General features: G+C 46.8%; 12 protein-coding genes and 4 tRNA genes. 8 read left to right on the top strand and 8 right to left on the bottom strand.

The features are described 5' to 3' along the window. Positions 1 to 11 precede the first annotated feature (11 nt). From ACXAH1_RS14730 to ACXAH1_RS14715, 4 genes are all read right to left on the bottom strand, one after another. Positions 12 to 88, bottom strand: a tRNA-Pro gene (locus ACXAH1_RS14730). A 19-nt stretch (positions 89 to 107) separates the two neighbouring features. Continuing rightward, positions 108 to 183: transfer RNA gene (locus ACXAH1_RS14725), tRNA-His, on the bottom strand. A gap of 22 nt (positions 184 to 205) precedes the next feature. Continuing rightward, a tRNA-Arg gene (locus ACXAH1_RS14720) sits at positions 206 to 282 on the bottom strand. A gap of 71 nt (positions 283 to 353) precedes the next feature. Further along, positions 354 to 430, bottom strand: a tRNA-Pro gene (locus tag ACXAH1_RS14715). A gap of 393 nt (positions 431 to 823) precedes the next feature. Between ACXAH1_RS14715 and folD the strand changes: the two genes are divergently transcribed. Beyond that, complete coding sequence (gene folD, locus ACXAH1_RS14710) at positions 824 to 1,678, top strand: bifunctional methylenetetrahydrofolate dehydrogenase/methenyltetrahydrofolate cyclohydrolase FolD (RefSeq protein ID WP_253050609.1); 855 nt, start codon at positions 824 to 826, stop codon at positions 1,676 to 1,678. A gap of 131 nt (positions 1,679 to 1,809) precedes the next feature. Then, positions 1,810 to 2,361, top strand: coding sequence for a GNAT family N-acetyltransferase (locus ACXAH1_RS14705; RefSeq protein ID WP_475197660.1), 552 nt, complete (start codon positions 1,810 to 1,812; stop codon positions 2,359 to 2,361). A 14-nt stretch (positions 2,362 to 2,375) separates the two neighbouring features. Here the strand turns inward: ACXAH1_RS14705 and ACXAH1_RS14700 are convergent, their stop codons facing one another. After that, entirely contained in the window at positions 2,376 to 2,786 is a 411-nt protein-coding gene (locus tag ACXAH1_RS14700) for an FHA domain-containing protein (RefSeq protein ID WP_475197658.1), read from the bottom strand. A 128-nt stretch (positions 2,787 to 2,914) separates the two neighbouring features. On the opposite strand from ACXAH1_RS14700, the gene ACXAH1_RS14695 reads away from it, so the two are divergent. Next, on the top strand, positions 2,915 to 3,745 hold the full coding sequence (locus ACXAH1_RS14695) for a substrate-binding periplasmic protein (protein ID WP_475197657.1): 831 nt from the start codon (positions 2,915 to 2,917) through the stop codon (positions 3,743 to 3,745). Positions 3,746 to 3,821: 76 nt separating this feature from the next. Here the strand turns inward: ACXAH1_RS14695 and pyrC are convergent, their stop codons facing one another. Beyond that, positions 3,822 to 4,865, bottom strand: coding sequence for a dihydroorotase (gene pyrC / locus ACXAH1_RS14690; RefSeq protein ID WP_475197655.1), 1,044 nt, complete (start codon positions 4,863 to 4,865; stop codon positions 3,822 to 3,824). A 210-nt stretch (positions 4,866 to 5,075) separates the two neighbouring features. Between pyrC and ACXAH1_RS14685 the strand changes: the two genes are divergently transcribed. From ACXAH1_RS14685 to ACXAH1_RS14665, 5 genes are all read left to right on the top strand, one after another. Further along, the gene (locus tag ACXAH1_RS14685) at positions 5,076 to 7,466 is read left to right on the top strand and encodes an EAL domain-containing protein (protein WP_475197654.1); all 2,391 of its coding nucleotides are present in this window, start codon (positions 5,076 to 5,078) and stop codon (positions 7,464 to 7,466) included. Positions 7,467 to 8,052: 586 nt separating this feature from the next. Next, complete coding sequence (locus ACXAH1_RS14680) at positions 8,053 to 8,940, top strand: LysR family transcriptional regulator (protein ID WP_054017350.1); 888 nt, start codon at positions 8,053 to 8,055, stop codon at positions 8,938 to 8,940. 84 nt (positions 8,941 to 9,024) lie between these two features. Beyond that, positions 9,025 to 9,789, top strand: coding sequence for a YdcF family protein (locus ACXAH1_RS14675; protein WP_475197652.1), 765 nt, complete (start codon positions 9,025 to 9,027; stop codon positions 9,787 to 9,789). A 153-nt stretch (positions 9,790 to 9,942) separates the two neighbouring features. Further along, positions 9,943 to 10,302: a hypothetical protein gene (locus ACXAH1_RS14670; RefSeq protein WP_475197650.1), complete on the top strand. Its 360-nt coding sequence runs from the start codon at positions 9,943 to 9,945 to the stop codon at positions 10,300 to 10,302. A gap of 151 nt (positions 10,303 to 10,453) precedes the next feature. Continuing rightward, positions 10,454 to 11,650 (top strand): iron-containing alcohol dehydrogenase, encoded by a 1,197-nt coding sequence (locus ACXAH1_RS14665; RefSeq protein ID WP_475197649.1) that lies wholly within the window; start codon positions 10,454 to 10,456, stop codon positions 11,648 to 11,650. A gap of 21 nt (positions 11,651 to 11,671) precedes the next feature. Here the strand turns inward: ACXAH1_RS14665 and ACXAH1_RS14660 are convergent, their stop codons facing one another. Together ACXAH1_RS14660 and ACXAH1_RS14655 are read right to left on the bottom strand one after the other, a co-directional pair. Next, entirely contained in the window at positions 11,672 to 12,136 is a 465-nt protein-coding gene (locus ACXAH1_RS14660) for a GNAT family N-acetyltransferase (RefSeq protein ID WP_475197648.1), read from the bottom strand. Between the two features lie 99 nt (positions 12,137 to 12,235). Next, positions 12,236 to 12,892 (bottom strand): glutathione S-transferase family protein, encoded by a 657-nt coding sequence (locus ACXAH1_RS14655; RefSeq protein ID WP_475197646.1) that lies wholly within the window; start codon positions 12,890 to 12,892, stop codon positions 12,236 to 12,238. Between the last annotated feature and the right edge of the window lie 95 nt (positions 12,893 to 12,987).

Raw genomic sequence — 12,987 nt, 5'->3', positions numbered from 1 at the left:
TTTTTTGAAGATGGTCGGCGATGCAGGATTTGAACCTGCGACCCCTTGGACCCAAACCAAGTGCGCTACCAAGCTGCGCTAATCGCCGAACATATAGGTTTTGTAGATGGGGCGACTGACGAGGCTTGAACTCGCGACAACCGGAATCACAATCCGGGGCTCTACCAACTGAGCTACAGCCGCCACTACAATGTGGATTTTAAAATGGCGCACCCGGAAGGATTCGAACCTTCGACCGACGGCTTAGAAGGCCGTTGCTCTATCCGACTGAGCTACGGGCGCGGCGCAAAGAATGCTTCTTCGTGCATACCACCAACTTTCGTTGATTACTTCAATTCCGCAAGGAATAAAAGTGGTCGGCGATGCAGGATTTGAACCTGCGACCCCTTGGACCCAAACCAAGTGCGCTACCAAGCTGCGCTAATCGCCGATTTTCGTTATTCTCGGAGTTTCTCTTGCGAGCCCCTCGTTGACAACGGGGTGCATAATAGTGATTTGCCTGAGAGAGGTCAAACATTTTTTTTAGAAATCATGCCAACTGACTATTTTTACTGCAAAACGTTTAATTTATATAACAAGACGACTGGTTTTTCAGCAATTTTGCCTGACACTGAGATAATAAAGCTGCCCTGTGTCGGATCCAGCTTGGCTATTTGGGGGATTTTTGCGAAAATAGTAGCGGCTTCCTAAGTTTTTCGGTACTCAGTCCTGAGCAAGCCCTCACGCTGATACAGATGACTCAGTGAACCCCAATAATAGAGTACCCCCTTTAATACACTCTATAATCGTTCAAGTAATTAACCCTTAAATTTAAAGGTCAGTCATGACGGCAAACATCATCGACGGTAAAGTCATTGCGAAACAAGTTCGCAGTACCGTAGCCAACCGCGTTGCAGCGCGGATCAATCAGGGGCTCAGAGCGCCAGGACTCGCAGTTGTACTCGTTGGCCAGGACCCCGCCAGCCAGGTATACGTAGGCTCAAAGCGCAAAGCGTGTGAAGAAGTAGGCTTCGTATCTAAGTCATATGATCTTCCCGCAGACACGAGTGAAGCGCAATTACTGGAGTTGGTGGACACGCTTAACCAGGATCCCAATGTTGATGGTATCCTTGTTCAGCTGCCATTGCCTGACGGATTAGATGCCGAGAAAGTGCTGGAACGTATCCACCCTCACAAAGATGTTGATGGTTTCCATCCTTATAATGTCGGACGACTGGCGCAACGTATGCCAGCGCTACGCCCGTGTACTCCAAAAGGGATCATTACGTTACTGGACTCAACCGGTGTCAGGTACAAAGGTATGCATGCTGTTGTTGTTGGTGCCTCTAATATTGTTGGCCGCCCAATGTCATTGGAGTTGTTGCTGGCAGGGTGTACGACGACTGTTTGTCATAAATTTACCCAAGATCTGGAAGCACACGTGAGACGCGCAGACCTATTAGTTGTTGCCGTGGGTAAGCCAGAGTTTATTCCGGGTGAGTGGGTTAAAGAAGGCGCCATGGTCATTGATGTTGGCATTAACCGCCTGGAGTCAGGCAAATTGGTGGGCGATGTACAATATGACGTTGCTGCACAGCGGGCGAGCTTTATTACCCCTGTACCAGGCGGTGTTGGACCCATGACCGTTGCCAGCTTAATTGAAAATACACTTGAAGCTTGCGAAAACTATCATAGTTAATGCTTCCACCGCAGGTGCGCTCAGCACCTGCTTGTCCTCTGCCTTCTTTTTTGTTCAACCTCGAACAAAACTAGCACCTTCTAAAATTTGGACTACTATTGAGCAGCGATTGCTCTCAATAAAGGACCATGATGACGGCTTCCACCCAACCACAGCTACCAGCCTATTCGCTGCATTGTTACATGCCGGGTACGCTTAACGGCACAGACAAACTCAAACTGGGCCAGTTTCGCAGCATGATATGGCGCGAGCAAGGACATACCATCAGTCACTGTACAACACCCGATTCCTGGCTTGAGGGCGCAGATAGTGACGCATATATCTGGCTGGCAGAATCTCAGGGTAATATCATCGCGACAGCCAGAATGAATCTTTGTACTGATCTGGCACACTTACCCGAGCAACAACTTTACCAACCACTAAGCAATCAGTTGCCCACCCCACTGGCAACCTGGGGAAGGCTTGCCGTCGCTACACAGTGGCGAAACCAAGGGTTAGCTACCCACCTTATTAAAGCACGCCTGATACTGGCAAAAGAGTTAGGCTGTCGGACTATTGTGTTAGATTGCCCGGTGTCACGGATTGCAGCTATGCAGGCACATCATTTTGATGTTTTGCTACCACCCCAGGCGGGCATTTTGTTCCCAGATATTCAATTTGTCGTCATGGGTCGTACGCTTTAAAGCGCCAGTCTTATTTAATCAGGCGGTGCCAGAGAGCTCACTATAAAGCTGTAAGGGTGCAAGTCTGAAAAAGTGATCACATCACCCAGGTTCAGTTCTATATCTGCATCTGGCAATATCTTAACTTGGTTCACAAACACACCGTTTTTACTGGTGTCTCTGAGCGTCCAATGCTCACCTGTCCAGGTAATTACAGCATGGTGACGTGAGATTTCAATCCCTAACACCTGAGTGTCGACCCCACTCTCTGCACGACCAAAACGGTGGTGAGCTTTAAGAAGGATGTGATCATTGGTTTGTGCTAATAAAAGGTGTGCCATGCCTGTGCCTATCTGAGTATCCTGACGTCGAATCTTGCTACAGTGCGTATCTCGGGAAGAAGAAATACCCATCTCCTGGGCATGAGATTGTAATCGTTCCTTCATAATGATGACATTACGCCACCTTACACTTAGTACAGCTTGCATTATAAATTCTGTATACAAACCCAATACTGGCATCTGAACAGATATTATCTACAGTTAAAATAAGATCTCCCGCTGGAAAGACAGCTGTGTCGGAAGTAGGTAAGGCAAGGCAATGCAGGAGCCTGCATCGCAAGTGTTCTGGTTATGTGCAGGTGTTACGCTTGCTGGTGTTATATTGCTTTTTTGCGAGTGCCGTTGTGCGTGCTGCAAGCCCGATACCTGTCACAATTTTGGCAGATGACAGCTACCCCCCCTACTCTTATGTTCAGGATGGCAAACTGGTCGGTATATACCCTACTCTCATCCTGGAAGCTGCGAAGCTCATCAAGGAGGAGTACCTGGTTGAATTACGTCCCATTCCCTGGAAAAGAGGTGTCGCAGCGCTCGAACATGGTGAAGCATTCGCTTTGATGCCACCTTATATCCATCTCGACACGCGCCCCTATATCTGGCCCTACTCGGTCCCCCTAAAACAAGAAGAGGTCGTGGCGTTTTGTAACCCTGGCGTCACTTTACAAAATATCACTCAGCGTGACGACGAGCTTGCGCCAATTAATGTTGGCTTAAATGCGGGTTTTCTGATCCTCGACGATGCGCTTAAACGCGCAAGAAAAGCAGGACATATTATTGTTTGGGAAAACAAGAATACCCGCGCTAACATCGTCAAACTATTTAAGAAAAGGATCGACTGCTACATTAACGACAGACTCTCCACTCTGATTGGTATTAGTGATCTGCAAGACCAGTTGCCAGGCTTAACAGCACAATCATTTGTCGAAGACCGTGTGGTACTGAGCCGCAGTGCCCATATCGGTTACTTAAAAGGGTACGAAGGAAAATATCCATTTAAAGCTGACTTTATCGCAAAAATGGATGAAGCCTTGAACACCGTTTTACAAAAAGCGACGCATCCCTGACTTTTACTTAAATCGCACGGCATCAACTTGCACTAAAAAGGCAGCCTCGGCTGCCTTATCATAAATGATCTAGTGTTTATTCAGCGACAACCTGCCAGTCAACGCTAGCACCCGCCTTGATTGGTACGACCTGAGTATCGCCCAGAGGATAGGACTCTGGAACCTGCCAACTGGTTTTTTCCAATGTGATGGTATCTGTATTGCGCGGTAGACCATAAAAATCCGGTCCAAAGTGACTCGCAAAACCCTCTAGCTTATCCAATGCACCGGCCTCTTCGAACGCTTCTGCGTATAGTTCAATGGCAGCATGGGCTGTATACGCGCCGGCACATCCACACGCCGCTTCTTTTTTATCTTTGGCATGAGGCGCCGAATCCGTGCCCAGGAAAAACTTTTTACTGCCACTGGTCGCGGCACGTAATAACGCTTGCTGATGTGTATTGCGCTTTAGTATTGGTAAACAGTAGTAGTGAGGGCGGATGCCACCAGCTAACATATGATTACGGTTGTACAGCAAATGGTGCGCAGTAATTGTCGCTGCGACATTGTCCGGTGCCGATTCAACAAACTCGACCGCATCCTGAGTGGTAATATGTTCTAACACGATTTTCAGATTGGGAAACGCATCGACGACTTTTTTAAGTTTAGTGTCGATAAACACTTTTTCACGATCGAAAATATCAATCGAAGAGTCCGTCACTTCACCGTGCACAAGTAGTAACATTCCTACTTCCTGCATCACTTCAAGAATAGGGTAAATATTTTCAACGTCAGTCACACCTGAGTCTGAGTTGGTGGTCGCACCTGCAGGGTAAAGCTTTGCGGCAACTATGTGTCCGCTGGCTTTTGCAGTTCGGATCTCTTCAGCACTGGTATTATCAGTCAGGTACAATACCATCAGCGGCTCAAATTGCGCTTTCGGCTGTGCTGCGAGGATACGCTCCCGATAAGCCAGTGCACTTTGCGTACAAGTCGCCGGTGGCACCAGGTTAGGCATGATGATAGCACGCCCCATATAGCGACTGATGTCGCGCACAGTGTCAACGAGTACCGCACCATCACGCAGATGTACATGCCAGTCGTCCGGACGAGTGATTGTTAAGGTCTGTTTACTTGTCATTGCTCTTTCCCACTACTGAATTTGCCCGATCATAGGCTGAGCCAGCAGGTTAGTAAAGTTTTTAAGGCCAACCCGGCACGCTTTGAAGCTTACAAAGTCGTAAAAGTGTCATCAGGTTTACAGTGAATAGCAATTTAATTGCAACATTGATTGTAACGCATGATTTAAGAGCGTTAACATGGTCGAAGATTAAGTAATCAGGCCTATGCCATGCCAATACTGTCAGAAGCAAAACTAGAATCAAAAACCGAACAGTTAAGCATCATCAACCAGTTTTCATCGTCGCTATTGCAGATCACACATCTGGATGAACTCTTTGAATATGTTACCAGCCAGGTGGTAAGCCGACTGGGATTTGTTGATTGTGTTATTTATCTCAGTGATCCGGCAGGTCAGTTCTTGGATGTCGTCGCCAGTATGGGGGTTGCCCATAAAGACATTGGCCACGAAGTACGCCAACAACGCATCCCCATTGCTGCGGGGATCACAGGCCATGTGGCACGTACTAAGCAACCTTTTCTTTCTGGAAACGTTGCTCTTGAGCCAATGTACATAGCAGACGCACGGCCTGCGCTGTCGGAGCTATGTGTGCCTTTGGTTTATGAAAACACGTTATTGGGCGTGATTGACTGTGAACACCCTGAGCCGGATTACTTTACACAAGCGCATTTGCAGATCCTCTCCACCGTTGCCCATTTACTCAGCGCTAAAATTCATCAGGTTCGAACTCTGGACCACCTGACAGCCACTGTAGATCAGCTGCATCAGGCACAACAGCTAGAAAAGTGCTTGCTGAAGATCGCGAATATTACTTACCAGTCACGGAACCTAGACGCCTTTTATGATGAGCTGTATAGCATCATTTGCTCACAATTACCGGCGGAAAACTGCTTTATCGGCCTTTACGACACCCAGCTTGATGTCCTGGAAATAGACTACCTCATTGAAGCAGGAATAAAATGCAGTGCTCATCAAAAAGTATCCAAAGAGCAGATTAAACACACTGCCTCTTATTACATCATCAAACAACAAAAACCCTTGTTGTGTGACCACCAGCAGTTTTTAACGCATATAAAGCAGCAGAACTTTAAAATGGTCGGTCGTTCACCACGCTCCTGGCTCGGCGTCCCCTTTGTGGTCAATGACCAGTATCAGGGCGTTGTTGTACTGCAAAGCTATGACAACGATCAGGCATTCAGCCAACATCATAAAGCCATTCTAACCTACATCAGTCGACAGCTCAGCATGGCTATAGACCGACGCCTCGCCCGCCAGGCACTGGAGCACAGAGCATTGCACGATGACTTAACAGGCCTGGCAAATCGATATCTGATGCTGGAGCGCATTAAACATGCCATTTTGTCTTTAGGTCGGAGTCAGTCAGCACATCAGCATTGTTTGTTATACCTTGACCTGGATCGCTTCAAAAGCATCAATGATGCGCTGGGGCATGATGTCGGCGACCACTTTTTAGTAGCCATTGTGGAACTGATAAGAGGCTGCATTCGCAAAACTGACACCTTTGCACGCCTGGGAGGCGATGAATTCGCCATCTTCATGGAAAATATTAGTGACAAACACCAAGTCGAACTTGCCCTGGAACGCATCACAGGAGCCATCGCGAAACCCATTCATATCGACGGCCATTTGCTACAAGCTTCAAGCAGCATTGGTGTCGCCTTTACCTCCAGCGACTCTGATAACGCCATTACCCTGCTGCAACAGGCTGATGCCGCTATGTACGAAGCTAAATCAGCGGGGCGCAGTCAGATCCGCTATTTCAATAATGAGATGCGTAAAAAGCTAAAACAGCAGGCCGACATAGAAAACGATCTACAAAATGGGATTAAGAACGGAGAGTTTGAGCTTTATTATCAGCCCATTTTCACTCTCTCTCATCCTAAGGTCGTCAGCTTCGAATCACTGGTTCGCTGGCATCACCCAAAAAATGGCTTAGTCACGCCTGATAACTTCATTCCCATCGCAGAACAAACGGGTCAAATTATCGAGCTCGATTTGCACTTGCTCGAACTGGCGGCAAAACAAGTCGCGCAATGGCAAACTGCCGGGTTTGAGGGCATCAGCCTGACCGTCAATGTCTCTTCACGTCACTTTGCCAGTTTGGAATTTGTAGAGCAGATCGCAGCCTTATATCATACCTACCAACTAAACCAAGGGGCGCTCAGCCTTGAAATCACTGAATCAGGGCTGATTGAAAACCTCAGCCTGGCGACTAAAGTAATTAATGGTCTGTCACCCTTTGGCGTGAAGCTGTATCTCGACGACTTTGGTACCGGATATTCTGCGCTTGGCTACCTGCACCAGTTGCCTATTCATGTACTTAAAATCGACAAGAGTTTTATTAATCAACTAACAGATGAAGAAAACCCGCTGGTTGACGCGATTTTGTCGCTCGCCAAGTCACTGGACCTGGAAGTAGTAGCAGAAGGCATAGAAACTCTGCAACAGTTTCAGCTGCTGAGCACAAAATCATGCCAGTATGGGCAAGGTTTTTTAATTTCTCACCCCCTTAAAGCTTCGCAGGCACTGGCTTTTTTACAGACAGAGCAGATTAAGGCCAAAACGAAAAATGCCCCCTGAGGGGGCATCGGGTAACTGGCTTACACACATTAAGCCAGTGTGGCTCTCAACGCTTTGCTCCATGCTAAATCGATTATGTGGCTCACCGCCCAGTAAGACTGGTCTTGTAAACTCAAACCCGGGAACAGATACAGACAAGTTCACCGATCAAGGCTGGCGCTTTTCATTATCAGTGTTTAGCTGGCCGTAGAGACCCTGCGCAGCACATATTGTCAGACTTGCTCACTTAATACTTAAACTATTTGAGTAAACAAAGCTTTGAAATACACACGAACCTCAGCGTGTGCCGTATCAGCGCACCAAACACACTTTGACGGTCTAGATGGCTAAAATTTACGTCTCAGCCCTCATTTTCACAACTGATTCTTTCTCAAAATCAACTTGAGTAAAATTAAATTGTAATTTTTTTAAAAAAAGTCAAATAAAGAATGACAACGCTGTCAAAAATAGTGCTATAGTGATTTTGTAAATATTTAGTCAATCGCTGCTGGATTTGTAGACGTCTAGACGTTGAATAGCTAGGATTCACAGCGTAGTATGGGTGTAATCTGAGTTTTACTCACGTTTAGAATGAGATTTGTTGATGATGATAGATATAAAGCACTTAAAAACCATAGCGACCCTGAAAGAAACCGGATCACTGGTCAATACAGCGCGTGAGTTATTCCTCACTCAGTCAGCACTTTCTCACCAAATCAAAGATTTGGAAAACAAACTAGATTGCCAGTTGTTTGAGCGCAAGACTCAGCCCGTTCGCTTTACCCCACAGGGCATGCTTTTGCTAGAACTTGCGAATGACGTTTTACCTAAGGTAGAAGCCACCAAGTGCCGTCTTAAAGAAAGTCTCAATCAACCTATCTCACAGTTGAGGCTCAGTGTTGAATGCCATGCCTGTTTTCACTGGTTACTGCCGACTATTAAAGAGTTCAATAACTTCTGGCCAGACATCAAGGTAGATTATGAACGTGGTTTTAGCTACGACGCGATCCCTGAACTACTCAGTGATGAGTTGGATTTGGTTCTGACCTCAGATATTCGAGAGCCTGAGCACGTAGAATACGCACATATTTTTGACTTTAAACTGAAACTCATTGTTGCACCTGATCACGAACTCGCTAAAAAAGCCTATGTCACCGCACTCGATTTGAAAGACGAGACCATCATTTCTTACCCCATCCCTAAAGAGCGCCAGGATATCTTCAAACACTTTATCCAGAATGCCCGATTTGACGGCACTTTGAAAACCGTGGACCAGGGGCTACTGATATTTCAACTGGTTAGTGCCGGTATGGGCGTTGCGGCGCTACCAGATTGGTTAGTTACTCCTTATGAGAGTCAGGGATTGATTAAATCTATACCTTTAGGTGCTTTGGGCTTGAATCGCCCCATGTATCTTGCGATGAAAAAGAATATGAAGGATAACCCGGTTTACCGACACTTCCTGAATACGTGCAAGCAATCCGTAAATCGCTAAACAAGAAATCAGCAGAATTACCCACGCAATTGAGAGTTAATAGAGGTAAACTAGGCGCAGACTGATAAATACGGATCATTGTTTATGTTTGAGGTAAAAAAGGTAATTGGGTCTTTGTTAATGCCCCTACCTGTGACTCTGCTATTACTTGCGCTCTGCTTGCTGTTTATCGCCAGAATAAATGGCAAATCTTACCTGACCAGCTGGCTGTTGGTGATCTGCCTCTGGACAATCAGTACTCCTTTCTTTGCAGATGTGCTCATAACGCCCTCAGAGAAAAAGTTGACTCCGTTTTCAATAAGTAAACATAAAAATGTAGACTATGTCGTCGTGCTGGGGTGTGGTGTATACCCCGCCCCACATCTGCCGGCGAATTTACAACTATCCGGCTGTACACTATCTCGCCTGACCGAAGGGCTCAGACTACTTCATGCCTATCCACATGCGCAGCTTATTGTTTCGGGCGCCGGACATGGCAACGCAACAAATAGCGCCTTGATGGCTAAAACAGCAATAGCCCTTGGCCTTTCTGCAGACAAAATAATTCAAAATCCAAGGGCCAGAGATACAGCCGAAGAAGCTTTATTGCTTGCAACCAGACTAGTTGACAGTAAAGTCGCCCTGGTCACATCTGCCAGCCATATGGCGCGTGCACAAGATTTGTTCTCTGCACAGGGTGTGGATACCCTTGCCGCGCCCGTACAATTTTACAGTTACGGTAATTCGCCGGAGTATCGGCGCTTTATCGCCAATGCATCGGTATTAAACGCAGTAACGACTTATGCCCATGAACTGATAGGAAGGCAATGGATAGCACTGCGTCGAATGATTGACCCACAAGCTTTGTAATACCAAAGTTGGATATATCCCCCTTGAACAGGGACTGATTTGCGATGAATCAGAGCTTAAAAACGCAAAAAATTGAAAAATTACTCAAAAATAGGTATAAATATCGTTTAATCTTAACCTGCGTATCCGCGTATAACACGACTGGGATTTACGATGAGTAAACTAGATAAAACTGAAGTTTTAAGTGCATTTGAAGCCGCATATGAAGCCACACACGGTAAAAAGCCAGAGATCACCACTAAACCTGGCTGGTACAGCATTGACGGTGGCAAAAATATGCGTCTGGCAGATGTAGCAGCTTTAACCGAAGAGCTAACTTCAGGAACAGCCGCGACAGAACAACCTGCGCCTAAGAAAAAAGCAACAACCAAGGCAGCAGCGCCAGCGGTTAAAAAAGCAACCCCGTTCACGGTTGTCAAAGCAAATGAAGATGGCTACACAGCAGAAGAAGCCTGGATCATTGAGCTGGCAGAAAAGGATCATGACTGCCGTTTACCACGCGGAGTTGTTTAATCCTCTGCATATGGGCCAGCACTTTAGAGCTGGCTCACCCTCTTTCTAAAGTAACACGATTTCAAATACCTGCCACACTAAATCTTTGCCTTATACAGGCACTTTCGGCTATGCTTTTGTGCAATAAACAACCACTTGAGCTTTCCAGGTTATGCACCTACTCTATCGCTGCTATCACTTTTTACTGAAATGCATTGTCAGATTTATTGGCATTCCAGCACCAGAGCTGTACAAAGGTTTAACGGGACTGGCCAGTGCCATACAAGATCTAGCTCTACCACATGGTACTCAGGTCATGCTGGTAACAGACAAAGTCCTGAATGAGTTAGACGTCATTTCCCCCGTTATCACGGCACTGGAGGCTCAAAACCTGCACCCTGTCGTTTATGATAAAGTGCAGGCTAACCCCACGATAGAGAATATCGAGCAAGGCTATCAAACCTACCTGTCAAACAACTGCAAGGCAATTATCAGTGTTGGCGGTGGTTCGGTACTGGACGCTGCAAAATTAATTGGTGCTCGGGCTGTCCGCCCAAAACGCTCAGTTGACGCCTTTTCAGGTTTGTTTAAGGTGCTTAAAACACTCCCTCCTAACATTGCAATACCGACCACAGCAGGCACTGGATCTGAGACAACGGTTGCGGCAGTGTTTAACGACGAAAAAAAGGGCAAAAAGCTCGCTGCCGCAGACTTTTGCCTGGTCCCACAGCGTGCGGTTCTATTGAGCCAGCTCACGACCAGTTTACCGGCCGGGATAACGGCAACCACAGCCATCGACGCACTAACTCACGCTATTGAAGCGATCTTAAGTATTAACGCGACTCAACTGACGAATGAAAAAGCACTCGAGGCGTGTGAGCTTATCTTCTGCCACCTGCCTATTGCTTACTCTGATGGTCAGAACCTTGAGGCAAGAGAAAAGCTGCTCTATGCCTCTTTCCTAGCTGGACAAGCATTCACGCGAACATCGGTAGGCTATGTGCATGCTATCTCACACCAGCTCACAGCCAAATATGGCACTCCGCACGGCCTGGCAAACGCAGTATTGCTATTGCCAGTTCTGCATTGGTATGGCAGCCGGATACACCGCCAGTTAGCCACGATCGCGCGTCATTGTAATCTGACTTCTTTGGATTACCCTATTGAGCGGCAGGCGCAAGACTTCATCACACACATCACAGATTTGCTGGCGCAACTCAACATTCAGGCTCACCTCAGTGAAGTGCTCAGTGACGATATTCAGTCACTGGCAGTCCTGGCACTTGAAGAGGCACACCCCGATTACCCAGTGCCACACTTTATGGCGCTGCCAGACTGCCAGCACATCCTGACACAGATACGCGCCTGACAGCCTAACTCAGTTAGACGATTACATATCGTATCTGAATCGCTGGCGCATCACTGTGCCCCAGTATGGGTCATGGTAGGTGTCTTCTTCCATCTCTTCTATGCCGGCTTGAGCAATTGCACGACGCCAGAATTGCGTTGCATAGTCGGCACCAGCAATCTGCTTAATGGTCCACAGACCCGGAGAGTTCGCCCAGATAGCGCGAGCAAATCGAGCGCCGAGCCCGGCTTTGCGAAAACGAGGTACTATATAAAACTCACAAACCTCAAACTCTCTTTCCTGATGCTGCGCTATCGCTGCCAATCCGACCGGCGTTTTGTTGACATAACATAAATATCCTCTGACGTTACCGTCCAGCAACGTATCTAATGCAAATACGCCGTCAGGGCCAGGGCTTTTATCTGTAAGAGGAGAAAACTCAGCCTCATAAGCCTGCGCCAGATTATGATAGATGATTTGATTATGGGAGGTAACTGGGGTCAGCATTAGACGCTTCCATTATTGAGCAACACACAACAATAAGTATATTACCCAAATAAGGACACAGTATGCAGATAACCCCAATATTAATACCTGCGCCTTACATTAGTCACTTGGAATGCCAGCTTCATCACTTGGTACTATATCCTGCTCAAGCAGCGCGTCTGCGCGCCACCTCTGAATGGCAGGGCAAGCAAGTACTTTTTCTATATATGCAGTTGCTTCTGGTCCAGGCTCAATGCCATAAGTGATAAACCGCATAACAACCGGTGCAAACATCGCATCGGCTATACTCCATTCACCGAATAACCAGCCACCCTGTTGGCCAAATTCCCGCATTTGTTCTCGCCAAATTTGTGCAATCCTTGCTATGTCTTTTTGCGCGGCTACAGATAAGTCCACATAACGTTTTGCCCGAATATTCATTGGCATTTCCGATCTGAGTGCCAAAAAACCACTGTGCATTTCACTGCTAAGTGATCGTGCGCGCGCACGTAACTCAGGATTTTCAGGCCAGGCTTTCCCTGAAAGATAAGTTTCGTTGATGTATTCGCAGATTGCCAGAGATTCCCAGACCACCACATCTCCATCAATAAGTAGCGGTACCTTGTTGGTTGGGCTAATACCTGACAAGGTCTGATAAAATGTGTCTGTTTCTAGTTTCAACATGGTTTCCTGACGCTTTAGCCCATATCTTTCAAATAATAACCAAGCTCTCAAAGACCAGGTAGAGTAGTTTTTGTTGCCAATGTAAAGCTTCATAGTCGTCCTTATTTCAATAGCGATGATTGTTATGGCTCCTACTTTAAGTTGCTTTATCAAGCTAAACCAACGGATAATTCTAATATCAAACATCA

The organism is Pseudoalteromonas sp. AWH4_217 (genome assembly GCF_056161105.1).
Note: the sequence above shows the minus strand (reverse complement) of the source record. Positions and strands in the feature narration are given on the sequence as shown.